General features: G+C 71.4%; 24 protein-coding genes, 2 tRNA genes and 1 other RNA gene. 15 read left to right on the forward strand and 12 right to left on the reverse strand.

Annotated elements, in window-relative coordinates; all coding sequences use genetic code 11:
- Positions 1–48 precede the first annotated feature (48 nt).
- The 4 genes from IW248_RS26310 to IW248_RS26325 all read left to right on the forward strand — a co-directional run bounded on the left by IW248_RS26310 (position 49) and on the right by IW248_RS26325 (position 1954).
- Positions 49–438: a hypothetical protein gene (locus tag IW248_RS26310; protein ID WP_196929090.1), complete on the forward strand. Its 390-nt coding sequence runs from the start codon at positions 49–51 to the stop codon at positions 436–438.
- A gap of 111 nt (positions 439–549) precedes the next feature.
- Positions 550–717: a hypothetical protein gene (locus IW248_RS26315; RefSeq protein ID WP_167493094.1), complete on the forward strand. Its 168-nt coding sequence runs from the start codon at positions 550–552 to the stop codon at positions 715–717.
- A gap of 117 nt (positions 718–834) precedes the next feature.
- Positions 835–1362 (forward strand): tRNA adenosine deaminase-associated protein, encoded by a 528-nt coding sequence (locus IW248_RS26320; RefSeq protein WP_196929091.1) that lies wholly within the window; start codon positions 835–837, stop codon positions 1360–1362.
- A gap of 145 nt (positions 1363–1507) precedes the next feature.
- Positions 1508–1954: a nucleoside deaminase gene (locus IW248_RS26325; RefSeq protein WP_196930373.1), complete on the forward strand. Its 447-nt coding sequence runs from the start codon at positions 1508–1510 to the stop codon at positions 1952–1954.
- Positions 1955–1967: 13 nt separating this feature from the next.
- On the opposite strand, the gene IW248_RS26330 is transcribed toward IW248_RS26325, so the two are convergent.
- Complete coding sequence (locus IW248_RS26330) at positions 1968–3122, reverse strand: sensor histidine kinase (RefSeq protein ID WP_196929092.1); 1155 nt, start codon at positions 3120–3122, stop codon at positions 1968–1970.
- A complete protein-coding gene (locus IW248_RS26335) occupies positions 3119–3775 on the reverse strand; it encodes a response regulator transcription factor (RefSeq protein WP_196929093.1) in 657 nt (218 codons plus the stop codon). The genes IW248_RS26330 and IW248_RS26335 overlap by 4 nt, the downstream gene beginning before the upstream one ends.
- A 141-nt stretch (positions 3776–3916) precedes the next feature.
- Between IW248_RS26335 and IW248_RS26340 the strand changes: the two genes are divergently transcribed.
- Genes IW248_RS26340 through IW248_RS26355 form a run of 4 tightly spaced genes read left to right on the forward strand, consistent with a single transcriptional unit; the run spans position 3917 to position 7408 of the window.
- Complete coding sequence (locus IW248_RS26340; RefSeq protein ID WP_231396450.1) at positions 3917–4429, forward strand: hypothetical protein; 513 nt, start codon at positions 3917–3919, stop codon at positions 4427–4429.
- Positions 4426–5517, forward strand: a complete 1092-nt coding sequence (locus IW248_RS26345) for a peptidoglycan-binding protein (protein WP_196929094.1) — start codon at positions 4426–4428, stop codon at positions 5515–5517. Before IW248_RS26340 ends, IW248_RS26345 begins: the two co-directional genes overlap by 4 nt.
- Entirely contained in the window at positions 5514–6209 is a 696-nt protein-coding gene (locus tag IW248_RS26350) for an ABC transporter ATP-binding protein (protein WP_196929095.1), read from the forward strand. Before IW248_RS26345 ends, IW248_RS26350 begins: the two co-directional genes overlap by 4 nt.
- The gene (locus IW248_RS26355) at positions 6209–7408 is read left to right on the forward strand and encodes an ABC transporter permease (protein ID WP_196929096.1); all 1200 of its coding nucleotides are present in this window, start codon (positions 6209–6211) and stop codon (positions 7406–7408) included. Before IW248_RS26350 ends, IW248_RS26355 begins: the two co-directional genes overlap by 1 nt.
- 110 nt (positions 7409–7518) lie before the next feature.
- Here the strand turns inward: IW248_RS26355 and deoD are convergent, their stop codons facing one another.
- Positions 7519–8226 carry a purine-nucleoside phosphorylase gene (gene deoD / locus IW248_RS26360; RefSeq protein ID WP_074315244.1) on the reverse strand — a complete coding sequence of 236 codons (708 nt, stop codon included), beginning with the start codon at positions 8224–8226 and terminating at the stop codon, positions 7519–7521.
- Between the two features lie 75 nt (positions 8227–8301).
- Here deoD and IW248_RS26365 point away from each other — a divergent pair.
- Positions 8302–8388 (forward strand) — tRNA-Ser (locus tag IW248_RS26365).
- A 57-nt stretch (positions 8389–8445) separates the two neighbouring features.
- Here the strand turns inward: IW248_RS26365 and IW248_RS26370 are convergent.
- Complete coding sequence (locus IW248_RS26370; RefSeq protein WP_196929097.1) at positions 8446–9195, reverse strand: SDR family oxidoreductase; 750 nt, start codon at positions 9193–9195, stop codon at positions 8446–8448.
- Between the two features lie 167 nt (positions 9196–9362).
- Here IW248_RS26370 and IW248_RS26375 point away from each other — a divergent pair, with 167 nt between their 5' ends.
- Positions 9363–10049, forward strand: a complete 687-nt coding sequence (locus IW248_RS26375) for a TetR/AcrR family transcriptional regulator (RefSeq protein WP_196929098.1) — start codon at positions 9363–9365, stop codon at positions 10047–10049.
- Here the strand turns inward: IW248_RS26375 and IW248_RS26380 are convergent.
- A complete protein-coding gene (locus IW248_RS26380) occupies positions 10030–11166 on the reverse strand; it encodes an ice-binding family protein (RefSeq protein WP_196929099.1) in 1137 nt (378 codons plus the stop codon). The two genes, IW248_RS26375 and IW248_RS26380, sit on opposite strands and share 20 nt — an antisense overlap.
- A gap of 126 nt (positions 11167–11292) precedes the next feature.
- Complete coding sequence (locus tag IW248_RS26385) at positions 11293–12228, reverse strand: TetR/AcrR family transcriptional regulator C-terminal domain-containing protein (RefSeq protein WP_196929100.1); 936 nt, start codon at positions 12226–12228, stop codon at positions 11293–11295.
- Between the two features lie 183 nt (positions 12229–12411).
- Between IW248_RS26385 and IW248_RS26390 the strand changes: the two genes are divergently transcribed.
- Positions 12412–14115: a carboxylesterase/lipase family protein gene (locus IW248_RS26390; protein WP_196929101.1), complete on the forward strand. Its 1704-nt coding sequence runs from the start codon at positions 12412–12414 to the stop codon at positions 14113–14115.
- A gap of 47 nt (positions 14116–14162) precedes the next feature.
- On the opposite strand, the gene IW248_RS26395 is transcribed toward IW248_RS26390, so the two are convergent.
- Positions 14163–14810, reverse strand: a complete 648-nt coding sequence (locus IW248_RS26395) for a response regulator (RefSeq protein ID WP_196929102.1) — start codon at positions 14808–14810, stop codon at positions 14163–14165.
- Entirely contained in the window at positions 14798–16018 is a 1221-nt protein-coding gene (locus IW248_RS26400) for a sensor histidine kinase (protein ID WP_196929103.1), read from the reverse strand. The genes IW248_RS26395 and IW248_RS26400 overlap by 13 nt, the downstream gene beginning before the upstream one ends.
- Positions 16019–16127: 109 nt before the next feature.
- Between IW248_RS26400 and IW248_RS26405 the strand changes: the two genes are divergently transcribed.
- Positions 16128–17288, forward strand: a complete 1161-nt coding sequence (locus IW248_RS26405; RefSeq protein WP_196929104.1) for a serine hydrolase domain-containing protein — start codon at positions 16128–16130, stop codon at positions 17286–17288.
- 38 nt (positions 17289–17326) lie between these two features.
- On the forward strand, positions 17327–18880 hold the full coding sequence (locus IW248_RS26410; protein ID WP_196929105.1) for an alpha/beta hydrolase: 1554 nt from the start codon (positions 17327–17329) through the stop codon (positions 18878–18880).
- Positions 18881–18894: 14 nt separating this feature from the next.
- On the opposite strand, the gene IW248_RS26415 is transcribed toward IW248_RS26410, so the two are convergent.
- The 4 genes from IW248_RS26415 to IW248_RS26430 form a co-directional block, all read right to left on the reverse strand.
- Entirely contained in the window at positions 18895–19389 is a 495-nt protein-coding gene (locus IW248_RS26415) for a hypothetical protein (protein ID WP_196929106.1), read from the reverse strand.
- 92 nt (positions 19390–19481) lie between these two features.
- On the reverse strand, positions 19482–20036 hold the full coding sequence (locus tag IW248_RS26420; RefSeq protein WP_196929107.1) for a hypothetical protein: 555 nt from the start codon (positions 20034–20036) through the stop codon (positions 19482–19484).
- Between the two features lie 381 nt (positions 20037–20417).
- The gene (locus IW248_RS26425; protein ID WP_196929108.1) at positions 20418–20609 is read right to left on the reverse strand and encodes a DUF397 domain-containing protein; all 192 of its coding nucleotides are present in this window, start codon (positions 20607–20609) and stop codon (positions 20418–20420) included.
- A 115-nt stretch (positions 20610–20724) separates the two neighbouring features.
- Positions 20725–20809 (reverse strand) — tRNA-Ser (locus tag IW248_RS26430).
- Between the two features lie 82 nt (positions 20810–20891).
- Between IW248_RS26430 and ffs the strand changes: the two genes are divergently transcribed.
- Both ffs and IW248_RS26440 read left to right on the forward strand, forming a co-directional pair.
- An RNA gene (gene ffs / locus IW248_RS26435) (signal recognition particle sRNA small type) lies at positions 20892–20981 on the forward strand.
- A gap of 233 nt (positions 20982–21214) precedes the next feature.
- Positions 21215–24400, forward strand: coding sequence for a DNA polymerase III subunit gamma and tau (locus IW248_RS26440; RefSeq protein WP_196929109.1), 3186 nt, complete (start codon positions 21215–21217; stop codon positions 24398–24400).
- Positions 24401–24456 lie beyond the last annotated feature (56 nt).

A 24456-nucleotide genomic window follows, 5' to 3' on the forward strand; every position in this document is an offset into this window, starting at 1 on the left:
AGCCGGTACCGTGGGTACGAGCGGCACGCGTGAGGGAGGGCAGCGACGGTGACCATTGCCCGACCCGAACCTGGCCCGGATTTCGGTGCCGCCCGCCCGGTGCCGCGTACCCCGTCGGGTCTCTTCCCCTCCGGGCCACCGACCCGGCCCACCTACCGTGAACCGCACCCGATCACCGGCGGTGGTGTCGCCGCCGGCGGCGGCACGGCGGCCGGTTGGCTGCTGCTGTTCGGCCTGCTCGGCACCGACGTGGCCAGCTACGCGTGGTGGACGGTCATCGCCGGCCTGTTGGCCTGGGTCACCGCCCTGGTGTTGGTCCGCTACGGCGACCGAGGGGTGGCCACCGGCGTCGCCATCGTCACGGCGGGTGGCTGGAGCATCGCCGCCGCCGTGGTGGCGGTCCGCTGGGCGACCGGTGGTGACTGGCCGCTGTGGTGACCGGCACGGACAGGCCCCGAAAAGGCACTCGTTGACTGCACCGTGTGCCCGGTTGGCTGCGTAGCGAACGCCGTCTTGACGTGGCCGCCCAGACTCGGCACGCTCGGGGCTATGGCCTGGACCACTCCCCGGCAGGATCCCGATCGCAGTCGCCGTCGCCTGCAGTTGCTGGCGGAGTTGGCGGGCGCCCGGGCGGTCCGCCAGCGCAGCCGGCCGCAGCGGCAGCGCACCGAGCGTCTGCGCCAGCTCATCGCCACCCGCCGTCGAGTCGTCGGCTGATCCGACTTTGTCAGGAATGACCCGTCCTTCGGGGCGTTGACGGGTCGCCTGCCGACTCGACCGGCTAACGTGCACGCGTAACGAGTCGACGCTGTGTCGAGGGCTATTGGGGGGACCGTGTCGTACTTCGCTGCGGCCGTGGTGCGCGACGACAGTGGCTGGACCGCCGCCGAGGTCAGCCTGCGTGGCGCCACCGACATCGACGAGGTTGCCGACCGGCTGCGGGACGTCGACCTGGAGGCCGACGTGTCGCTGCTCTTCGTCGAGGCCGACGACTTGTACCTGGTGATCCTGCGCCTCGACGAGGGCGAGGACCTGCGGGTGTTCGGTTCGGACTCCGCGTACGCCGAGGAATCGCAGCTCGGGTCGCTGCTGGTCGGTGACCTGAAGACCTCGGTCACCGGGCTCGACGGTGACGACGAGCCACGCCCGGTGAGCACCGGTGACGAGGAGAGCGAGCAGCCCGTCGTCGACCCGGAGGCCGACCCGGTCGGTGACGCCGACCTGCTGGCCAACCTGGGCATCTCCGCGCAGAAGCTGCTGACCCTGTGCACGCACGAGGGGATGATGCCGGCGGACGTCACCTCCGAGATCTGCCAGGTGCTCGGCTGCGCCGACGAGGTCGAGGAGCTGCGTGAGGTCTGAGCCGGCCGACGCCACCGATCCGTCTCTGGAGTCGATCCGGCCGGGACAGCCGACCCCCGGTGCGGTGGGCCGCGCCGGACCCGGCGCCCACGAGGGCCTCGCCGACCCGGGTGAGGTCGGCCGACGGCAGCGGCACGAGCTGTGGATGCGCCGCGCCCTGGAGATCGCCGTCGCCGGTCCGCCCGTCGACGACGCCGTCAGTACCGACGTCGACGACGTGCCGGTGGGGGCGGTGCTCTACGGGCCGGACGGCACCGAGTTGGCCACCGGACGCAACGAGCGGGAGCTGACCGGCGACCCCACCGCCCACGCCGAGGTGCTGGCCCTGCGCCGAGGCGCCGAGCGCACCGGCCGGTGGCGGTTGGACGGCTGCACCCTGGTCGTCACCTTGGAACCGTGCACCATGTGCGCCGGGGCGCTGGTGTTGGCCCGGGTCTCCACAGTCGTGTTCGGCGCGTGGGAGCCCAAGACCGGCGCGGCCGGGTCGCTCTGGGACGTGCTGCGGGACCGTCGGCTCAACCACCGCCCCGAGGTCTACGGCGGGGTGCTGGAGGCCGAGACCGCCGCCGTCCTGCGCGCGTTCTTCCGCTGAGGCCGGCCGCCGGTCAGGCCGGCGGCAGAGTGACAGTGACGATCAGACCGCCGCCCGGGCGGGGCTGCGCCTCGGCGGTGCCGCCGTGGGCCCGCGCCACCGCGCGGACGATGGACAGCCCCAACCCGAAGCCCCGTGCCCCAGCCACCCGCTCGCGTGACAGCCGGCGGAACGGCTCGAAAATCGGCTCGACGTCGTAGCCGGGGATGACCGGGCCGGTGTTTGTCACAGTGAGGGTGGGACGGCCGTCGACCAGCCCGGTGCGCACCTCCACCCAACCGTCGGCGGGCAGGTTGTGCCGCAGCGCGTTCTCCACCAGGTTGAACGTGAGCCGCTCCAACAGCACCAGATCGCCGCTGGTCGGCGCCGGGGCCAGCGCCCGCCGTACCCGCACGCCGGGGGCCTGCTTCCCGGCCTGGTCGGTCGTGTGCGCGCAGACCTCGGCCAGGTCGACAGGCGTACGTTCGGTCAGCTCGTTCTCCGAGTCGGCCAGGGTCAGCAGGCCGTCGATCAGCCGCTCATGGCGTTCGTTGACCGCCAGCAGCGACTCGCCAAGTCGCCGGGTCTCGGCCGACGCGTCCGGGCGGGTGATCGCCAGCTCCACCAGGGCGCGGTTGAGCGCCAACGGGGTACGCAGCTCGTGCGAGGCGTTCGCCACGAAACGGCGCTGCCCGTCGAAGGAACGGTCCAGCCGCTCCAGCATCTCGTCGAACGTGTCGGCGAGTTCGCGTACCTCGTCGGGAGGGCCGGTCAGCGCGATCCGCTCGTGCAGACCGCGGCCGGCGGTGTCCGCGCCGGCGATCCTGCGGGCCGTGCCGGTGATCTGGTGCAGAGGCTGCAACGCCCGACCGGCGAGCAGCCAGCCGAACGCGATCGCCACCGTCGACACCACGATCAACGCGATGCCGCCCTGGGTGAGCAACGACTCCAACGCGTTGCGCTTCGCCTCGTCCTGCACCTCCTGCAACAGGGCGCGGATGTCGTCGACGTTCTGCCCGCTGGGCGTCGTGAGGGAGGTCTTCGGCAGGTCGCGCAGTTTCACCCCGAACGGCTGCGGCATCCGCTGATCCACGAGCACGTACGTGACGGCGAGCAGGACCACGCCGGCCAACAGGAAGAGCCCGCCGTAGATGAGGGTGAGCCGGGCGCGGATCGTCAGGCGTTTCATCGGATCTGGTACCCCGCCCCGGGGACCGTCTCGATCACCGGCGGGTCGCCGAGTTTGCGGCGCAGCTTCATGACTGTCACCCGGACCACGTTGGTGAACGGGTCGATGTGCTCGTCCCACGCGCGTTCCAGCAGCTCCTCGGCGGAGACCACCGCGCCGTCGGCGCGCAGCAGCTCGGCCAGCACCGCGAACTCCTTGCGGGACAGCGCCACGTGCCTGTCGTCCCGGCGTACCTCGTGTCGGGCCGGGTCGAGCTGAATGCCGGCGCGACGCAGCGTCGGCGGCGCCGCCGGGCGGGACCGGCGAGTCAGCGCGTGCACCCGGGCCGACAGCTCGACCAGGGCGAACGGCTTGGTCAGGTAGTCGTCGGCGCCCAGCGCCAGCCCCGCCACCCGCTCCCGGACCGCCGCCGACGCGGTCAGCATCAGCACCCGGGTCTCCCCACCCGCGTCCACGATCGCCCGGCACACGTCGTCGCCGTGCACCACAGGCAGGTCCCGGTCCAGGACCACCACTGCGTACTCGTTGACGCCGAGCCGTTCCAGCGCGGCGTCCCCGTCGTACGCCACGTCGACGGCGAACGACTCCCGACGCAGCCACTCGGCGATGGCGTCCGCCAGCACGTTCTCGTCCTCGACCACCAGCACTCTCACCCCTCCATGGTGCTCGGGGTGCGGTAACGGCGGCATAACCGCCGACGGTAACGCCGCAGATACGTCCGTTGCCGTGCACTGGGTGTCACGTTCGGCGAACCGCGTCGGACCTGAGCGGAAGCGGACACCATGCGACGACAGATGCTTGCGATCCCCGTCCTGCTCGCCCTGGCGCTGTCCGGGTGCGGCGCGGGAGGCGACGACGACGGCGGGGTAGCGACCGCCGGTGGGGCGAAGGCCGGGGCCACGGCGAGCGGCACGCCGGTCAGTGACTCGGACCGGCAACTCGCCTTCGCCAGGTGCATGCGGGAGAACGGGGTGGACATGCCCGACCCGGAGGCGGGCGGTCGTCCCGGCTTCCGGTTCGGCGCGGACGTGGATCAGCAGAAGGTCCAGGCGGCCATGGAGAAGTGCCAGGACAAGCTGCCCAACGGCGGGCAGGGACCGCAGCTCAACCCCGAACAGGCCGAGCAGATGCGCACGCTGGCCAAGTGCATGCGGGAGAACGGGGTGCCGGACTTCCCGGACCCGGACGCCGACGGGCGGGTCCGGATCGGGACGGGGGGCAACGCCATCGACATCAGCGATCCGGCCATGAAGGCCGCGCTGGAGAAGTGCCGGCAGCACGCGCCGCAGTTCGGCGGTGGCCGGTGACCGGCGCCATCCGACGCTCGCGGCTGCGCGCCGCCGTCACCGGAGGCGTCGTTCTGCTGGTCGCCGCGGTGGGCGTGATCGCCGCGGTGGGTTTCGGGGGCGGCGCCGACGGGGGCCGCGCCCAGGCCGGCAGCGTGCCACCCTCCACCGCCACTGTCACCCGGCAGACCCTCGCCGACTCGGAGACCGCGGACGGCGAGCTGGGGTACGGCACGACGCGTACCGCCACGGCGAAACTCAGCGGCACGGTCACCGCGCTGGCGGCGACCGGGTCGACGGTACGACGGGGCAAGGCGCTCTACCTGGTCGACAACGAGGAGGTGGTGCTGCTCTACGGCGGGTTGCCCGCGTACCGGACCCTCGCCCCCGGGGTGGAGGGTGCCGACGTCGCGCAGTTCGAGCGGAACCTCGACGCGCTGGGCTACAGCGGGTTCACTGTCGACGACGAGTACACCGGCGCCACCGCGGACGCCGTCCGGGAGTGGCAGGAGGACCTGGGTCTGACCGAGACCGGTCGGGTCGAGCCGGGGCGGATCGTGTACGCCGACCGGGAGGTCCGGGTGGAGGGCCAGCAGGCCGACGTCGGCGATCTCACAAAGCCCGGCCAGGCGGTGCTGACCTACACCGGCACCAGCCGGGTCGTCACCGTCGAGTTGGACGTGGACGACCAGCGGTTGGCCAAGCGCGACGCGAAGGTCACCGTGCGGCTGCCGGACGGCCGGACGGTGGCGGGCACCATCAGCACTGTCGAGACGGTCGTCCAGGCCGCCGCCGCTGGCGCCAACGGGCAGTCCGACGACGCCGAGACGAAGATCGAGGTGACCGTCGCGGTGACCGACCCGAAGGCCCTCACCGACTTCGACCAGGCCAGCGCGGATGTCACGTTCACCGTCTCGGAGCGCCGCGACGTGCTCACCGTGCCGGTGGCGGCGCTGTTGGCGCTGGCCGAGGGCGGCTACGGCGTCCAGGTCGCCGAAGACGGCGCGAGCCGGGTCCTCGCCGTGACCACCGGGTTGTTCGCCGACGGCCGGGTGGAGGTCACCGGTACGGGCATCACCGAGGGCACGACGGTTGTGGTGCCGACATGAGCGACGAGGTGATCGTGCTCGATCGGGTCAGCAAGCGGTACGCCGGCGGCGTCGTCGCGTTGGACGACGTGTCGCTGAGGATCGGCCACGGCGAGTTGGTCGCGATCGTCGGCCCGTCCGGATCGGGCAAGTCGACAATGCTGCACCTGATCGGCACCCTGGACCGGCCGTCGTCGGGCAGCGTCCTCATCGACGGGTACGACGCGGCGAAGCTGACCGACCGGGAGCTGTCCGCGTTGCGGGCCACCCGGATCGGCTTCGTGTTCCAGCAGTTCCACCTCGCGCCCGGCGTCCCGGTCGTGGACAACGTGGCCGACGGCTTGCTCTACTCCGGCGTACCGCTGCGGCGGCGGCGCGACCGCGCGGAGGCCGCGTTGGTCCGGGTTGGCCTGGGCCACCGGTTGGGGCACCGGCCGCACGAGCTGTCCGGCGGGGAACGGCAGCGGGTGGCCGTGGCACGCGCGGTGGTCGGCGAGCCGGCGGTGCTGCTGGCCGACGAGCCGACCGGCAACCTCGACTCCCACTCCGGTGCCGGGGTGTTGGAGCTGCTGCACGATCTGCACCGGGCCGGCACCACCGTCGTGGTGATCACCCATGACCGGGAGATCGCGGGAAGCCTGCCCCGGCAGGTGCGGATGCGCGACGGCGCGGTGCGGCACGACTCGGCCCTCTCGTCGGGCGGGGTCGGCTGATGGCGACGCTGACCCCGGCCCGACTGGGACCGGCGGACGTCCTGCGAGTCGGCGGGGTGGGGCTGCGGACCCGTCCGCTAAGGGCGTTCCTCTCCGCGTTGGGCATCGCGATCGGCATCGCCGCGATGATCGCGGTAGTCGGCATCTCCTCGTCGTCCCGTGCCGAGCTGGACCGGGCGCTCGACGCGCTCGGCACCAACCTGCTCACCGTCGCGCCGGGCAGCACCCTGTTCGGTGCGGACGCGCAACTGCCCGAGGAGTCGATCGCGATGATCGGGCGGATCGGCCCGGTGACCGAGGTGTCCGCCACCGGGCAGGTCTCCGACGCCAAGGTGTACCGCTCGGACCGGATCCCGGCGGCGGAGACCGGTGGCATCGCCACCCAGGCGGCCCGGCTGGACCTGCTCGGCACCGTGGGGGCGGAGGTGGCCACCGGCACCTGGCTCAACGATGCGACCGCCCGCTACCCGGCGGTCGTGCTCGGCGCCACCGCTGCGCAGCGGCTCGGGATCATCACGGCGGACCCACAGGTGCAGGTGTGGTTGGGTGGGCGGCCGTTCACAGTGGTCGGCACCCTCGCCGCCGCACCACTCGCCCCGGAACTGGACACCTCGGCGTTGATCGGCTGGCCGGCGGCGACCGAATACCTGGGCTTCGACGGCCACCCGACCACCGTCTACACCCGCGCGCAGGAGTCTCAGGTCGAGGCGGTCCGGTCGGTGCTCGGCGCGACGACCAACCCGGAGGCGCCGAACGAGGTCGAGGTGTCCCGGCCCTCGGACGCGCTGGCCGCCGCCGAGGCCACCGACGACGCGTTCACCGGGCTGTTGCTGGGGCTGGGCGCGGTCGCCCTGCTGGTCGGTGGGGTCGGCGTGGCGAACACCATGGTGATCTCGGTGCTGGAGCGCCGAGCCGAGATCGGCCTGCGCCGGTCACTCGGAGCAACCCGCGGTCAGGTACGGACCCAGTTCCTCACCGAGTCACTGCTGCTCTCCGCGTTCGGCGGGATCGGTGGGGTGGTGCTGGGCATCGTGGTCACCTCGGGCTACGCGCTGTCGCAGAACTGGCCGACAGTGGTGCCGGCCTGGGCGATGCTCGGCGGGGTGGGCGCGACAGTGGTCATCGGCGGCTTCGCGGGCCTCTACCCCGCCGTGCGCGCCGCCCGCCTCGCGCCGACCGAGGCCCTGGCCGCCGCCTGACTTTCTCCGGCCAGGCGGGCCTGCTGCAAAGAGCGTGATGACTGTGCGACATCTTGATGCCCCACAGTCATCACGCTCTCCGCGGTGTTGCCCGCCTGGCCGGAGACGGCTCAGGCGATGATCGTGTCGAGGGCGATCTCGACCATCTGGCTGAAGGTCTGCTCGCGCTCCTCCGAGGTGGTCTTCTCACCGGTCTTGATGTGGTCGCTGACGGTCAACACGGTCAGCGCGCGGGCCTTGAACCGGGCGGCGATCGTGTAGAGCGCCGCCGACTCCATCTCCACCGCCAGCACGCCGTAGTCGGCGAGGGTGTCGTAAAGGTCCGGCCGGTCGGTGTAGAAGGCGTCCGCCGCCAGGATCGGCCCGACGTGCATGGTGATGCCGCGCCGCTCGGCCACCTCGACCGACGTACGCAGCAGCCCGAAGTCGGCCACCGGGGCGTAGTCGATCAACCCGTCGAAGCGCATCCGGTTCATGTTCGAGTCGGTGGACGATCCGATCGCCGCCACCACGTCCCGCAGTTGCAGGTCCGTGCTGAGGGCACCACAGGAGCCGACCCGGATCAGCGTCTTCACGCCGTACTCGTTGATCAACTCGTGGGCGTAGATGGAGGCCGACGGCATGCCCATGCCGGAGCCCTGGACGGAAACCTCGACGCCGTTCCAGCGGCCGGTGAAACCCAGCATGCCCCGAACCGTCGAGTAGCAGGTAGCGCCCTCGAGGTAGGTCTCCGCGATCCACTTGGCCCGCAGGGGGTCACCCGGCATCAGGACCCGCTCGGCGATCTCGCCCGGCTTCGCGCCGATGTGCGTACTCATGGCAAAGATCCTGCCAGGCCGGCCCGGGCGATACCGGTTCGGCGTCGGAACCGGCGGTCCTGTACCCTCGTCGGCGGTGGCGTGTCCGAGCGGCCTAAGGAGCACGCCTCGAAAGCGTGTGAGGGTTAACGCCCTCCGAGGGTTCAAATCCCTCCGCCACCGCTCATGAAATGCAGAAACGCCCGGTCGATCCGCGAGGATCGACCGGGCGTTTTCGCGTCAGAGCTGTTGCTCGCCACCGTCGACGAAGATCTCGCCGCCGGTCATGAAGCTGCTCTGGTCGGAGGCGAGGAAGAGCGCCGCGTTGGCGATCTCGTCCGGGTGCGCCATGCGCTGCATGGGCACGCCCGAGGCGATGGCCTTCAGCAGCCCGGGGGCCTCCGCGGGGCTGGGCGCGAGGCCCGCGAGCCCGGGGGTCTCGGTCGAGCCGGGGATCAGGGTGTTGACCCGGATCTTCCGGCCGATCAGCTCGGCGGCCCAGGTGCGGCCGAACGAGCGGATGGCTGCCTTGGACGCGGCGTAGACGCTGAACGCAGGGGTGCCGTTGCTGGCGGCCGTCGAGCCGGTCAGCACGATCGAGGCGCCCTCGTTGAGCAGGGGTAGGGCCTTCTGCACGGTGAAGATGGTGCCGTAGATGTTGGTGTCGAAGGTGTTGGCGACGTGCTCGACCGTGATCGAGTCGAGCGGACGGAACTCCCCACCGCCGGCGTTGGCGAACACCACGTCCAGCCCGGCGCCCCGCTCCTCGATCGCCCGCATCACCCGGTCCAGGTCGTCGAGCTTGCTGACGTCGCTGGCGATGCCTGTGGCGTTGGCGCCGATGCTGGCCACGGCCTCGTCCAGCGGGCCCTTGCGGCGGCCGGTGACGAAGACGTAGGCGCCTTCGGCGGCGAAGCGGCGGGCGGCGGCCAGGCCGATGCCCGTGGTGCCCCCGGTGACGAGGGCGGTCTTGCCGTCGAGCTGTCCCACGATGGATCTCCTCTGTTGGGGTGTGGCGGTGTGCGGCCGGCCGGGCCTCCAGCAAGTTCTGTACCGGGCGGTCCGTAACCGACCGTAGCAACCGCCGACCGGGTCCGCAAATTTCTGTACCGATCGGTTTTGTCGCCGCTAGGATGTGCGGGGAAAGGGGGTGGGCTGTGCCGCAGCGAGGGCGACCGCGGGGCTTCGACGCCGACGAGGCGCTGGAGCGCGCGGCGGAGGTGTTCTGGCGCCAGGGGTACGAAGGCGCCTCGGTGACCGACCTCACCGAGGCCATGGGGATCAACAAGCCCAGCCTCTACGCCGCCTTCGGCGGCAAGGAGGAGTTGTTCCGCAAGGCCGTGGCCCGCTACGCCGAAAAAGACATGGAGTACGCGCGGGACGCTTTCACCCAACCGACCGCGTACGAGGTGGTTGCCACCCTGCTACGCGGGAACGTGATCGCCGTTACCCGGCCCGACCGACCGCTCGGTTGTCTGTCGATCCAGGGTGGTGTCGCCTGCGCCACGGAGAACGCGCCGGTCGCCGGGTTCCTCGCCACCAGCCGCCTGGCCGGTGAAGGTGCCCTCGCCGACCGGTTCGCCCGCGCCGTCGCCGAAGGCGACCTACCCGCGCACGCCGATCCGGTCGCGCTCGCCCGCTTCGTCATGATCGTCACGGAGGGGCAGGCGGTGCATGCCGCCGCCGGGGTCAGCAGGGAGGACCTGCGCCAGGCGGCGGAGATCGCACTCGCCGGTTTCGCCGCCGCGTCCGGGGCGCGGCTGCCTGAGCGGGCTGCGGACCCGGCCTGGGCGTCCTCGTTCGAGCAGCCGTCGGCGGCAGCCTTCAGGCGACCGAGAACGTGATCGTTCCGGTGTAGACACCCGCGACGGCCGTCAGGGGGATCTGGACCGAGACCACGGGATCCCAGGTGGCCGAGTTGTTGCCGACGCCGTCGGCCAGAGTGAACGCCGTGCGCTCGACATTGATGATCTCTGCATCTCCCGAGGTGGGTTGGCCTGAGGTGAAGGTGCCGATACCGCTGGTTGCGGTGGCCGGGCCCGACCAGTAGGAGGCGTTGGTGTTGGAGATCGTGTGAACCGGGACGCCGCTGGTGACGAAGTCCGTCGCGACGACGGTGGCGGTCCAGGTCGGCTCCGACAGAAGACGCTCATCAGTCACCGTGACCGGTCCCAGATTGCCCGACGCGACTCCGCCCAGGCTGGCGCTGCCCAGATCGGCCGTCTCCGGCGCGCTGATCGACAACTCTCCCGGCTCCGCGCAGGTCGACCTTGTGACCGTGTCCGTGTCCATGGTGACCGCGCCGTTGATCGCCATCGCCCGGCCGTCCACCTCGAGCGCCGCGCCGACCGTGATCGAGGTGAAGGTGAGGAGGTTGCCGCGAAACAGGGAGTTGGCACCGAGCGTGACGGAGCTTCCCACCTGCCAGAAGACGTTGCACGACTGGGCGCCGTTGAGCAGGTTCACAGTGCTCGACGCGCCCGTGATGAGGGTGCTGGTGGTCTTGAAGATGAAGACCGCGTTCGGGTCACCCTCCGCGTCGAGGTTCAGATCCCCGCCGATGGTGAACGTGCCCGCGGCGGATTCGTACACGCCGGTGGTCTTGGTGGTGCCGGCGAGTTCACTGTCAACGATGTCCGTGGTCGTCCGCGAGACCGCGTCGTTGTAGGCGATGACGAGATCGCTCTGGGCCTGCACGGCAGGGCCGTCGTTGGAGTGGATCGCCCCGTTCAATTGACCGGGAGGGAAGCCGGTCACGGCGGTGCCTGGGCTCACGCCGAGGTCACCGGTGACCATGCTGGGCCCGGTGTTGGTGACAGTCGTGCCGGCGAGGATCGCGAAGTTCGCGGCCGTGCCCAGCGGCACCGGCGGCTCGGCGGCGCTCGCGCTGCGTGGTCCGGCCAGGACGGCCAGGACGGTGGTCGCGGCGACCAGAGTCAGGGCGGTGGCTACCCGGGCCACCCCCGTGACCTTCCGAGATGCGCCACTGTGGGCAAGCGTCGCCATGATCTCCTCGGACAGCTCGATGGGTGGTAGCGCTTCAGCGACTCATAGTTGCATAAACAGGCATTAAAGTGGCGTAACCGGTCATTGCTCTAGTAGCTGTTCCACGCCGTCGAGCAAACGTTGCAGACCGAATTCGAAAAGACTTTCGACATTGAGGTCGACCGCTGTCCGGGTGAGCCGGGCCAGATGAGGAAACTCGCCCGCCGCGAGGAGGCCGCCCAACACGTCGGCCTGGGCCGCCATCCACTCGTCGTCGGTCAGGCCGGTGTCCTGCTCCGCCTCGGCCTCCCGTTCCAGGTTGACCGCCGTCCCGCGAACATGGTTGGCCAGTGCAGCGACCAGGTGGAGTTGGTTGTGTTGACCCAGACCACGCCCGGAGAGCGCGCGCAGCGCCCATTCGGTGTGCGCGACGGCGTGCGGTGCCATCAGCGGGCGGGTCAGCGAGATGACCTGGGCCAGCCAGGGATGTCGCCGGTAGATCGACCACTGGAGCCGGCAGAGCAACTCCAGTTGGGCGCGCCATCCGGGCGGGAACGTGCGCGGCAGCCGATGCGCGGCGAAGGCCGCGTCCGCCATCAGCACGAGAAGCTGCTCCTTAGCCCGGACCTGCCGATACAGCGACATCGTGGGGACGTCCAGCTCGGTTGCGATGCGCCGCATGCTCAGCGCCGACAACCCCTCGGCATCGGCGACCTCCATAGCGGTCCGCACCACCTGGTCGCGGGTCAGCCCCTGGGCGGGAACCCGCCGACCGCCGGCCAGCGCGCCCCGAATCGGCGTGGTCGGCTCTGCGCCGGTCACCACCATGCCCACACCTGGCACCGCCCGCACCAGACCCTCCTGCCGCAGCGCGGTGAGGGCACGGCTGGCAGTCGCCATGGCGACGCCCCACTCCCGGACGATCTGCCGAGTGGAAGGCACCCGGTCGCCCGGGCCCAACTCGCCCGCCATGATGCGCCGCCGCAACTCCCCGACGATGCGCAGATAAGGGGGAGCGGTCTCGTCGATCTCCGCCACGGTCGCCTCCCGTCAGCCTTGCGGTGACCGTAGCGCACTAGAACACCGGCCGACGCCCCCGTGGCTGGTCGCGCCCTTCCTGTCACGGCGTACTAGAGCTCCCTGGCCGGGTTGTTGCCAGCTCGACATGCTCAGCGCAGCCGGGTGCGTACGCCGTACCGGCACCGACGAATGGGGAGAGTCATGACCAGCATCCCGTACCCCCGGTGGGTGGTCGCGTTGGGCGCCGCCGCGATTCTCGCGCCGGCGATGGCCGTCGGTCCGGCCGCCGTCGCGGCCGACCGGCATGGCGCGGCCGTCGTGCGGACCGACCAAGGCGCGGTGCGGGGGACCGTCGCGGCGGACCACCGCTCGTTCCAGGGCATTCCGTACGGGCGCCCGCCGCTGGGGACGTTGCGCTGGGCACCGCCACAGCCCGGTCCGACCTGGACCGGAGTACGTGACGCGACTCGGCCCGGTGCCGCCTGCGCCCAACTGCAAGGGCTGCCGATGGACGCGCCGTCGAGAGCCGAGGACTGCCTTTACCTGAACGTCACCACCCCGCGCTCCTCCGCACGAACGGCTCGACCGGTCCTGGTCTGGTTGCACGGCGGCGACTTCCGGTTCGGTAGCGGCGACGGGTACGGCGGGCAGCGGCTGGCGGCCGGTGGTGACGTCATCGTCGTCACGGTGAACTACCGGCTCGGCGCGCTCGGCTTCCTGGCGCATCCGGCGTTGGCCGGTCGGGACGGAATCACAGGCAACTTCGGGTTGCAGGATCAGCAGGCCGCGCTGCGCTGGGTACGGCGCAACGCGGCGGCCTTCGGCGGAGACCCGGGCAACGTCACCCTGTTCGGCCAGTCCGCCGGGGCGACGAGCGTCTGCGCGCAGCTCGCCGCGCCGGGCTCCGCTGGCCTGTTCCATCGCGCGATCATGCAGAGCAACTCGTGCGCCAACCCGGTCCAGACCCGGGCTGAGGCGATCGCGGCGGCAGAGGAGTTCGCTCGGAGGATCGGCTGCACCGATCCGGCCGCGGTCGCCGCCTGCCTGCGCGGACGTACCCCAGCCCGGTTGATCGAGACGGCCGGCTATCCCGGCGCGGGTGTCGACCTCGGCCCGGTCGTCGACGGCCACACGTTGCCGGTGGACCCGGCCGAAGCGCTGACCACAGGGAGGCTGCACCGGGTGCCGGTATTGACCGGGATGAACCGGGACGAGTCCCGGCTCGCGGTGTGGGGGATGGAACGGGTGGGGCTCAACTGCCCGGCGCCCTCGTCGCCACCGGGGACGGCACTCTCGCGGCAAGAGCCGTCGCCCGTGCCGTCGTCCGTGCCCGTGCCGTCGTCCGTGCCGTCGTCCGAGCCGGAGCCGTCGTCCGTGCCGGAGTCGTGCCCGCTCACCGATGATCAGTACCGCGAACAGGTGCGGGCCATGTTCGGTTTCCACGCGGACGAGGTGCTGAGCCGCTATCCGCGCGACCGCGCACATCCCGCCAGCGCGACGTTGGGCGCCGTGCTGACCGATCACGAGTACGCCGAGCCGGTCTACTCCGCCGCGTTGGCATTCGCGCGACGGGTGTCGACCTTCATGTACGAGTTCGCGGACGAGGACGCGCCGTTCTTTACCGAGGGACCCGAACCGACGTTCGCCACCGGCGCGTACCACTGCGCGGAGCTGCCGTACCTGTTCACGGTCGACTATGCCGAGGCGCTTACGCCGACCCAGCGGCGGCTCTCCGACGAGATGGTCCGTACCTGGAGCGACTTCGCCCGGACGGGCCGGGCGGGCTGGCCTCGTCTGCGTCCCGACGCCCCGTACGTGCGGGTGTTCACCGGTGGCGGCGGATCGGTCAGGACGGACTTCGCGGCGGCCCACTCGTACGACTTCTGGCGGTCGCTCGGGCGCTGATGCGGTCGCCGGCAGGAGCGGGCCGGCCCTCGGGGAATCCGGCCCGCTCATCGGCCCGGATCCTTCAGGAAGGTGAGCACGGCGGCGACCCGGCGGTGCACGTCGCCGTCGGGTGGCAGGTCGAGCTTCGTGAAGATGTTCCCGATGTGCTTGCTCACCGCGCGCTCGGTGATCACGAGCTGGGCGGCGATGCCCGTGTTGGTGCTGCCTCCGGCCATCAGCGCGAGCACCTCGCGTTCCCGGGCGGTGAGGCCGGTGAGCGGATTGCGCCGGGCGGTGACGAGCTGGGCCACGACCTGCGGGTCCAGCACGGTGCCCCCGGCGGCGACCCGACGCAGGGCGTCAAGGAACTCCTCGACCCGGGACACCCGGTCCTTGAGCAGGTAGCCGACGCCGCCTTGCCCGTCAGTGAGCAGCTCGGTCGCGTAGGCACGCTCGACGTACTGGGACAGCAGCAGCACCGGCAGCCCGGGGTGCAGCCGGCGGGCGGTCAACGCGGTGCGCAGCCCCTCATCGCGGAACGACGGCGGCAGTCGGATGTCCATGATTGCGATGTCGGGCCGCTGTCGATCGATTGCGGCGATGATGTCGTCCGGTGTGTCGACCGCAGCCGTCACCTCGAAGCCGGCGGTGCTGAGCAGCAGGTTGAGCCCTTCCTGGAGCAGGACGTTGTCTTCGGCGATCAGGACGCGCACGGCAACTCCACCCGTAGCACGGTCGGCCCGCCGACCGGGCTGCTCAGCTCGACAGTGCCATCCAGTGCCGCGACCCGGCGCCGGATGCCGGTCAGGCCGGTGCCGGTCGACGACTGTGCGCCGCCGATGCCGTCGTCGGTCACGTTGACCACCAACTGACCCGCCCGGTGCTCCACCTGCAGGTCACCACCGGTGGCCCTGCTGTGCCGGGTGATGTTGGCCAGCGCTTCCGCCACGACGAAGTACGCCGCGCTCTCCAACGCCGCCGGCAGTCGTTGCAGCGGGGTGACCCGGACCGTGAGCGGCACCGGACAGTCGGCGGCGAGCGCGTGCACCGCGCCGGGCAGCCCCCGGTCGGCCAGAATCGGCGGGTAGATGCCCCGCACCACGGCGCGCAGCTCGGTCAGCGCTGCCTCGACGCTGGTCCGCGCCCGTTCGACCAGTTGGTCCGCCAGCGCCGGGTCAGTCGCCCGTTGACGTTGCGCGACGCCGAGCTGGATGGCGATCGCCACCAACCGTGCCTGGGTGCCGTCGTGCAGGTCGCGCTCGATCCGCCGTAGCTCCGCGGCGTGGGCGTCGAGTGCGCCGGCCCGGGTGGCGGTGAGCTCTGTGACTCGCCGCTCCAACCGGCTCCGCGACGACGGCGCGAACGACACCCGCGCCGCCCGGGCGTACGCCACGGCACAGGCCGGGACGGCCCACCGGAGAAGTGCCAGCGCGGCGAGCCCGAGCAGGGGCGGCACCAGCAGCGCCTGCGCCCAGCTGCGGATCGGCACGACGAAGGTGAGCGGTGCCTCGACCGGCACGGCCCACCACATCAGCGGCACGATCAACCCACCCAGCGCGAATAGCCAGAGCAGCAGCACACCGACAGCGAGCGGCACACCGGCGATTGCGTGCACCGTCAGCCAGACCGCACTTCGGTAGGTGGCCGGATCGGCAGCGGCGACGCGCAGCCAGGCGGCCCGACTGGCGCACGGCACCCGAGGCTCGGCCGGAGCCGCCCTGCCCAGCAGCCGGTCTGCGCGGCGTCGCTCAAGGCGAGCGAGCGAACGGAGGCCACGCACGGCCGACGGCAGCAGTGCGACGCCCACCGCGAGGAGGCTCAGGCCAAGTGCCCCGGCGAGCGCGCCGATCGCGACCGCCGACGCCACCGCTGTGGCCCCGCCGGTCACCAGGTACGTCGTCGCGAACCATGCCCGCCGCATCGTCACATTCTCCGTCCACAAAGGCGGCCGGGCAGTGTAGCCAGCTACACCATTGATTCGGGCCTCTGCTCCCTCGTGGGTCCGCCCAGCCGTCCCTAGCGTCGACGGCATGAGAAGACCGACACGACGACGGCACACATTCGGCGTGCTCGCCGGAGTTGTCCTGCTCACCCTCGTCGGCGCGGTTGCACCGGCCGCGGCTCGTCAACCAGGGCCGGCGTGCTCCGGCCGACCCGCGACGAGCGCCGCGCTGAACGACCTGACCGGCACCCATCGGTTGGTCGGCGCGGCCATCGAGGTGGACGGGCCCGGGTGCGGCCGCTGGTCTGCTGCCAGCGGCCGGGCCGACCTGCGAACGGGCCGGCCGATGCCTGTCGACGAACGGATCCGGATCGGCAGTTCGACGAAGACATTCACCGCGACCGTGGTCCTGCAACTCGTCGCGGAAGGCCGTCTCGTCCTGGACGCCCCGATCGAGAGGTACCTGCCGGGTCGGGTCCGGGGCAACGGGTACGACGGCCGGCGGATCACCGTCCGCGATCTGCTGCGGCACACCAGCGGCCTGCCCGACCACGTCGACGCGCTCGACTGGGACCGGATGGATCGTTGGCGGTATCGGCACTTCGCGCCGACGGAGCTGATCGCGCTGGCGCTGTCCCAGCCGGCACCCGTCACGAGCTGGCACTACTCCACCACCAACTACGTCCTCGCCGGCATGGTCGTCGAGCGGGTCACCGGCCACGACATCAACGTGGAGATCGCCCGGCGGATCATCGGGCCGTTGGGCCTGCGCGATACCTACTGGCCGGGCGACTCGGTGCGGATCCGGGGGGCCCATCCGCGCGGCTACGCGTTGGTCGACGCCGAGCGGCGGCGCGACGTCACCGAGTTCAACATGTCGTACGGCGGCGCTGGTGGGGCGCTGATCTCGACCCTCGCCGACCAGAACCGGTTCTTCGCCGCGCTGCTCGGCGGCCAACTGTTGGACCCTGTCCGCCTCGCCGAGATGACGGACACCGTGCCGACCGATCCGGATCGGCTGTGGCCCGGCGCGCGGTACGGGCTCGGGACCATCTCGACGCCGTTGGCCGGCTGCGGCGGTGCCCTGTACTGGGGCCACGGTGGCACGACGCCGGGCTTTCGCACCCTGGGCGGGGTCACCGCCGACGGTCGCCGGGCGCAGCTGGTGGTGAACGACGAGCCGGCGTCGTACGAGAGCTGGCAGGCATTGTCCACGACTCTGCACACCGCCCTGTGTGAGGCCCGGTGAACCGCCACCGGACCGATTCCCCAACCGAGGAGATGACGATGACCTGGAAGAGATGGACCGCGACGGCGATGAGAATGGTGGCCGCGCTGACTGCGCTGGGAATCACCGTCACTGCCGCCGGGCCGGTGTCGGCCGGGGCTGACGCCGACGACCTGGCCGGTTCCCAGCGACAACGGCTGGACTGGCACACCTGCCAGCAGGGTTCGGCCGACCAGGCTGGTGCCGAGCTGGATCAGGCCGGTGCGACCTGCACCGAGTTGACAGTTCCGCTGGATTACGCCCGCCCGAACGGCCGCACCATCACCCTGGCACTGTCCCGGCTGCGGGCGACCGACACCGCACACCGGCTCGGCGTCCTGCTGCTGAACACCGGCGGTCCCGGCGCGCCGGGGATGTCGGACGTCCTGCCGATCCGACAGTGGCTGGGTGACGTCGGGGCGAGGTTCGACCTCATCGGGCTGGACCCTCGGTTCGTCGGTCGCAGCACCCCACTCGACTGCGGCTGGCCTACCGGCACCTGGACCCGCTCCGCAGGGCCAGACCGTGCCACGTTCAATCAGCTGACCGCATTCCAACGGGACCTGGCTGATCGGTGCGCCCGCCGCCACGCCGAACTGCTGCCGCACGTCACCACCCGGAATACGGCCCGCGACATGGACCTCCTCCGAGCCGTTCTCGGCGAGCAGAGGCTGTCCTACCTCGGCTATTCCTACGGCACCTACCTCGGCGCGGTCTACACGCAGATGTTCCCCGGGCGCGTGGATCGGGTCGTCCTGGACAGCGCGGTCGACCCCGCCGAGTATGGCGCGCGGGTGGTGCGCGAGGCCGGGCCCGCCAACGAGGTCGCACTGCGCGACTGGGCGGAGTGGGCGGCCCGCCGCCATGACCGGTACGGCCTGGGCAGCACGGGCGGACAGGTGCTGGCCATGGTGGACGGGATCCTCGCAGCGGCAGCCCGCCGCCCGCTACAGGTGGGTGGTTATGAGGTTGACCGGCAGTCGGTGCCGTACCTGCTGCTCAATCGGCTCGGTGACGATCGGGACGAGACCCAGGCCGACCTCGCGGAGACGGTAAAAGTGCTTCGGCAAGCCGTGCTGTCGGGCTCGGCGACACCGACCGCGTCATTGGCGGACACGCTGTCGTTCCTGTTCACCGGTGCCGAGTCGGCGACCGGCAGCGTGCAGGCCGCGATTCTCTGCGGGGATGTGCCGGTGCGCCGCGATCCCGAACACTACTGGCGTGACATTCGTCAGCACCGGAGCAGCGAGCCTCGATTCGGGGAGTTGACCAGGTTGATCAGCCCGTGCGCATTCTGGCCACAACAGCCCCGGGAACGGCCGACTGTGGTGCAGAACGCCGTGCCAGCGCTGATCGTCCAGTCCACGGGGGACACTCGCACGATCTATCGGCACGGCCAGGCCATGCACCGGGCGCTCACCGGCTCCCGGCTGCTCACCCTGCGCGACGCTCGGATCCACGGTGTCTTCGGCAACTACGGCAACGTGTGCGTGGACGATGCGGTCGTCACCTATCTTGCCGACGGAAAGCTGCCGGCCAGAGACCTCGACTGCGTCGGCCACACGTCGCCCTGATCAGTCCGCGCCGGTCAGCACGGGCCCGCTCCCTCGTCGAAGAGGCGGCGGGCCCAGTCCGCGTACCCGGCGATGGTTTTTCGGACCGTGCGCCCGTCGTGCAGAAACAGGTACGCGCGGTCGCCGCTGCGGGCGAGCAGCCCGTCGAGGCGGTGCGTTCCCTGTGGAGCGCGCAGCCGGCTGACCTCCGGATAGCGGTCCCAGACCTGGTTGACGGGCGAGCCCGCCGTTATGCCCTCCGGTGTCCGCATCGGGTCGCCGACCCAGAGCAGTACGAGTTTGTCCTCCACGAAGACCGGGCTGACCGTGTCATGGCCGGCAAGCACCGGCCCGCAGGCATCCAGGCTGGTACGCAGGATGCCGCGTCGGGTCAGCTCGTCCTCGGTGGCACCGAACTCGATGTTCTGTAGGCCGTTCAGGCCGATGATCTCCACGCTGCCGGCGGGCCGGCCATCCGGGATCGGCCTGGTTGGCGGTACGCCGCTGCCAGCGATCGAGGCAGCCGTCATCAGCATGGCAATAAAAGCAAATTGTCGCAATTTCATGGAATCCCCCAGTCCCCAACGGGACGGGAGCGTTCAGGTTGCTGCTGGTGGCCGAATTACTGGTTTTCCCACTGTTCGACTAGCTCATCCCAGTAGTCGGCGCTGAGTCGACGTCGCCCGTGCGCGAGCCAGCCGTCGGTGTTCCGCTCCAGGTGCAACCCCAGTTCGGCGAACCTGTCGATCCAGGTGCCGGGCTCCACGCCGAGCCGACTCAGCGCACCGTTGATCGGCCACTGCTCGCGCGACGCGTCCAACTCGTCGTCGAAGCGCGGGCCCCAGGACAGCACCCCGCCCAACCACACCACCGCCGACTGGTAGCCGACGCCACCACCGAATTCCGCCTCCAGATAGGCCACCGGCCCCGACTGTGACCAGCGAGTCAGCACCTCGACCAGCGCTGTCGACAACACCAGGCCGAACGGGCGGGCGGCGCTCCGGTCGTCCGTCGCGAAATCCGGCAACGACCCGGTCAGCTCGATCACCAACTGCGGGGTGACCGGCAGCAACGCGAAGTCCTGGCGCAGCTCGCCGAGGAACGCATGATCCAGCTCGGCGGTCTGCTCGCGGAGCAGCTCAGCGTCCGCGACGACCGCGCTGAGCTGGTAAGCCATCGAACCCTCCGCCGTCCACAGCCTGTGGATAGAACATGTGTACGACGGTCCCGGACTCGCCGGCCGCGCCTCCGGACGGTACCCGTCGTCCGCGCTCAGGTGCGTACTACCGAATGGCGTTTGCGCAGTCCCGGCCGCGAGAGTGCCGTCAATCGGCGGCCGGCCGGTCGTCAGCCCGCCGGCCAGGATCAAACCAGCCCTCAACCGGCACGGACGGTGCCCGCGCATCGAGCCTTCCCGGCATCAAATCCCCAGATCTTGGACACTTTCCGTTCCGCGCGAACGGAAACTGTCCAAGATCTCGACCGAGTTGCGGGCGGCGGGCCGCAGCCGGCGGGCGGGCCGCATCCGGCCGGAGGGGTGACGGATCGTCGGGGCCGTTCAGGCCCGCCGGGCGAGCTGCGTGACGAACGCGCGCCAGGCTGCCGGCGCGAAGGCGAGCGCCGGGCCGGTCGGGTCCTTTGAATCCCGTACGCCGACGACGCTGGGCAGGTTGTCGGCGACCTCGACGCAGGCGCCGCCGTTGCCGCTGCTGCGGCTGCTCTTGCGCCACCGGGCGCCGTTCAGCTCCATGACTCCGCCACTTCCGTAATGAGTTCGACCGACTGCCAGTGCGACAACACCGCACAAACGATTCAGGGCCGGTCCCCGTTGGGGCCGGCCCTGTCGTTCGTGCTGCTCAGATGAGCGGAGGATACGAGATTCGAACTCGTGAGGGTGTAAACCCAACACGCTTTCCAAGCGTGCGCCCTAGGCCTCTAGGCGAATCCTCCGCGAGCCAGGATACAGGCCCGCGTCGGCCGGGCCACCCCACCACCCCCTGAAGATCGACGGGCGGTCGGGTAGGCTGGGCGTCACCTCCCGTGCGGCGGTATCTCGTGAACCTCCCCAGGGCCGGAAGGCAGCAAGGATAAGCGAGCTCTGCCGGGTGCACGGGAGGCCTTTTTGTCTGTGGGCTGGTTGATCCACTCGACATCCGTGATGTCGCGGTGTCCCGGCCACGCGGACACCGCGGTTTCCAGGAAGCCGAGTCGATCAAGCCTCGGCGGCCAGGAAGCCGAGTCGATCAAGGCCGATAGCCGAGTCGATCAAGCCCGAAGGCCCAGGCGCCCGGGGTGGTGGGTGGTCACCCGCTCCCGACCGGCGCAGAATGGCTCGGTCGAGAGGAGGCGGGACGAGTGACGCTGGCGCTCTACCGCAAGTACCGGCCGCGTACCTTCGCTGAGGTCATCGGTCAGGAGCACGTGACCGAGCCGCTGTCGCAGGCGCTGCGTAGCGGACGGCTCAACCACGCCTACCTCTTCTCCGGCCCGCGCGGCTGCGGAAAGACCTCCAGCGCCCGGATCCTGGCCCGCTCTCTCAACTGTGAGCAGGGCCCCACCCCGGAGCCGTGCGGCAAGTGTGAGTCCTGCCGCTCGCTGGCCACCGACGGCGCCGGTTCGATCGACGTGATCGAGATCGACGCGGCCAGCCACGGTGGTGTCGACGACGCCCGCGAGCTGCGCGAGCGCGCCTTCTTCGCGCCGGCCAGCAGCCGCTTCAAGATCTACGTCATCGACGAGGCGCACATGGTCTCGACCCAGGGCTTCAACGCCCTGCTCAAACTGGTCGAGGAGCCCCCGGAGTACGTCAAGTTCATCTTCGCGACGACCGAGCCGGAGAAGGTCCTCGGCACGATCCGCTCGCGCACCCACCACTACCCGTTCCGGCTGATCCCGCCGAAGGTGCTCCGCCCGTACCTGGAGCAGCTCACCCAGGCCGAGGGCGTCTCCGTCGAGCCGGCGGTCTTCCCGCTGGTGGTCCGCGCCGGTGGCGGCAGCGCCCGGGACAGCCTCTCCGTGCTCGACCAGCTCATCGCCGGTGCCGGTCCGGAGGGCGTCACTTACGCACGGGCCGCCGCCCTGCTCGGGGTCACCGACGCCGCGTTGATCGACGAGATGTGCGACGCGCTGGCCGCCGGGGACGGCGCCGCCGCGTACGCCACCGTCGACCGGGTCGCCGAGGCCGGGCACGACCCGCGCCGGTTCGCCTCCGACCTGCTGGAACGGCTGCGCGACCTGATCGTGATCCAGCAGGTGCCGGACGCCGCCGCGAAGGGCCTGATCGAGGGCCCGGCCGACCAGATCGAGCGGATGGCCGCCCAGGCTTCGCAACTCGGCCCGGCCACGCTGTCCCGCTGCGCCGACATCGTGCACGACGGCCTGGTGGAGATGCGCGGCACCACCGCGCCCCGCCTGCTGCTGGAGCTGATCTGCGCCCGGATGCTGCTGCCCGGCGTCGATGACTCCACCGGCGGCCTCCTCCAGCGCCTTGAGCGGATGGAACGTCGGCTCACCCTGAGCGGCACCGACGCGCCGTCGGCCGCCGCCGGCTCCGCGCCAACCAACCACCCAGGGGTACGCCCACAGCCAGCCACCCCGGTCCCGGCTGCCGCCACCCCGGCACCCGCGAACGCCCCGACCTCCGCACCGCCGTGGGCGGTCGACCCGGCGGCGTCCCCGACCCAGAGCGCCGCGGCCTCGGGCGCTCCCGCCCCGGCCGCTTCGGTCACCGGAGCTCCCGCCTCGCACGCACCCGTCTCGGGCGTGCCGGCCTCGGGCGTGCCGGCCTCGTACGTCTCGGCGGCCGACTCGCCGATCCCGGCGTCCCCCGGTGCGTCAACTGGGCCGGCACCCGCTGACCAGGCCGTACCCGTCTCGCCCGCCGGGCCGGCCCCGCGTCGCGTGGTGCCACCGTCGGCGGTGCTGCCCGACCCGGCCACGCCCGCGCCGCCCCGACCGGGGGCACCGCCCGCCGCGCTGGACGCGGTCGCGGTCCGCCGCGTCTGGCCCGACGTGGTCGGCAAGGTCAACCGGACCAACAAGCGGATCGCCGCCCTGATGCGGGACGCGGTCGTCCGCGAACTCGACGGCGACATGCTGGTGCTGACCGTGAAGTCCACGGTGCTGGCCAAGATGATGGCCGACCACGCGGCGGTGCTCACCGACGCGCTCTACGAGGAGTTGGGCGGGCGCTGGCAGATCCGGTGCGAGGTGGCCGGCGAGCGCGGTGGCGTGTCGTTATCCGGCTCAACGCGCTCGCAACCCGCCGCCCGACCCGCCGCGCCGTCCTCCGGGCCGGACACGCCGCCCGCTGCGACGAACGCCGCGACCCCGGCTGCCGCCGCCGGTCCGACGAGCGCGCCGCCAGCCGCAGCGACCTCGAACCCCGCGCCAAGCTCGAACGTTGCGTCTGCCTCGAACGTTGCGCCTAGCTCGATCCCCGCGTCAGGCTCGAACCCTGCGCCAAGCTCGAACGTTGCGCCTGGCTCGCACGTTGCGCCTGGCTCGCACGTTGCGCCTGGCTCGCACGTTGCGCCTGGCTCGCACGTTGCGCCTGGCTCGCACGCTGCGCCTGGCTCGAACCCTTCGTCAGGCTCGCACGCTGCGTCAGGCTCCAACGTCATGCCGGGCTCGAACCCCGCTCCGGGCTCGAACCCTGCCGGGTCGGGGAGTGTGGCACCTAACGCCCCGAACGCCGCCGACTCGACGAACGCCCCGTTCACCTCGGCGAACCCGGCCGGCGCTGCCGGCTCGGCTTCGCGCGGCGGTGTTGGCGCGGGTTCTGGTGGTCACGGTGCCGGTCGGCAGGGTGCGGCGCCGTCCGCCCCGGCGGCGGACGACGAGGGCGACTGGCCGGAGGCGGCTCGCCCCGGCGGCGGCGCTCCCGCCGTCGAGGCGACGGATGACGAGGACTGGCCTGAGGCCGCCCGTCCGGGCGGAGCCTCGGCCGGAAACGAGTCGAGCCCCCACTCTGCACCGGCGTCGACTGGCGCGAACGGCAGCGCCACGATCGGGAGCGCCGGAAGCGGCAGCGGCACCAACGGCATTGGCACCAACGGCGGTGGTACCAACGGCGGTAGCGCGAACGGTGGCGGCGCGAACGGCACCGGACCGGGCGGTTCGGGCGGTCCCGGGACAGCGGCCGGTGGCGGTAAGCCGGGCGGGCGGGGTAACCCGACACCGGCGGCCCGGCAGCCGGCGACAGCCGGTGGTGCCCCGGTGAGCAGCGCCATCGCCGCGGCTCGCGCGGCGGCGGCGGGGCGCGGTGCGCGTACCGGAGCGGCAGCCCGGCCCGTCGCGGACGCCGAATGGGCCGGCGAGCCGCCCTACGACCCGGACTTCGACGGCCCGGCGCGGGCCGGCCGGCCCGGCGGCGCGGCACCGGCGGCGGCCCCGGCCTTCGAGGGGTTCGACCCGGGCGACGAGCCGTTGGACGAGATCATCGACGAGAAGACGGCGCGGGAGTCGAGCGAGGAGCAGGCGGTACGGCTGCTCCGGGAAACCTTCGGCGCCGAGAAGATCAACGAGATCGACGCCCGCTAACAGCCCCGACTCGGCGATCTTGCAGTTTCGGTCGTCGTCTTGCGAAGAATGCCCCC

The sequence above is a fragment of the Micromonospora ureilytica genome (assembly GCF_015751765.1).
Lineage (GTDB): Bacteria > Actinomycetota > Actinomycetes > Mycobacteriales > Micromonosporaceae > Micromonospora > Micromonospora ureilytica.

Bases quoted from the DNA above. Each gene is read 5' to 3' on its own strand.
- IW248_RS26315 (WP_167493094.1), top strand. From the start codon at position 550: ATGGCCTGGACCACTCCCCGGCAGGATCCCGATCGCAGTCGCCGTCGC.
- IW248_RS26325 (WP_196930373.1), top strand. From the start codon at position 1,508: ATGCGCCGCGCCCTGGAGATCGCCGTCGCCGGTCCGCCCGTCGACGAC.
- IW248_RS26330 (WP_196929092.1), bottom strand. From the start codon at position 3,122: ATGAAACGCCTGACGATCCGCGCCCGGCTCACCCTCATCTACGGCGGG.
- IW248_RS26340 (WP_231396450.1), top strand. From the start codon at position 3,917: ATGCTTGCGATCCCCGTCCTGCTCGCCCTGGCGCTGTCCGGGTGCGGC.
- IW248_RS26350 (WP_196929095.1), top strand. From the start codon at position 5,514: ATGAGCGACGAGGTGATCGTGCTCGATCGGGTCAGCAAGCGGTACGCC.
- IW248_RS26355 (WP_196929096.1), top strand. From the start codon at position 6,209: ATGGCGACGCTGACCCCGGCCCGACTGGGACCGGCGGACGTCCTGCGA.
- deoD (WP_074315244.1), bottom strand. From the start codon at position 8,226: ATGAGTACGCACATCGGCGCGAAGCCGGGCGAGATCGCCGAGCGGGTC.
- IW248_RS26390 (WP_196929101.1), top strand. From the start codon at position 12,412: ATGACCAGCATCCCGTACCCCCGGTGGGTGGTCGCGTTGGGCGCCGCC.
- IW248_RS26400 (WP_196929103.1), bottom strand. From the start codon at position 16,018: ATGCGGCGGGCATGGTTCGCGACGACGTACCTGGTGACCGGCGGGGCC.
- IW248_RS26405 (WP_196929104.1), top strand. From the start codon at position 16,128: ATGAGAAGACCGACACGACGACGGCACACATTCGGCGTGCTCGCCGGA.
- IW248_RS26410 (WP_196929105.1), top strand. From the start codon at position 17,327: ATGACCTGGAAGAGATGGACCGCGACGGCGATGAGAATGGTGGCCGCG.
- IW248_RS26415 (WP_196929106.1), bottom strand. From the start codon at position 19,389: ATGACGGCTGCCTCGATCGCTGGCAGCGGCGTACCGCCAACCAGGCCG.
- IW248_RS26420 (WP_196929107.1), bottom strand. From the start codon at position 20,036: ATGGCTTACCAGCTCAGCGCGGTCGTCGCGGACGCTGAGCTGCTCCGC.
- IW248_RS26425 (WP_196929108.1), bottom strand. From the start codon at position 20,609: ATGGAGCTGAACGGCGCCCGGTGGCGCAAGAGCAGCCGCAGCAGCGGC.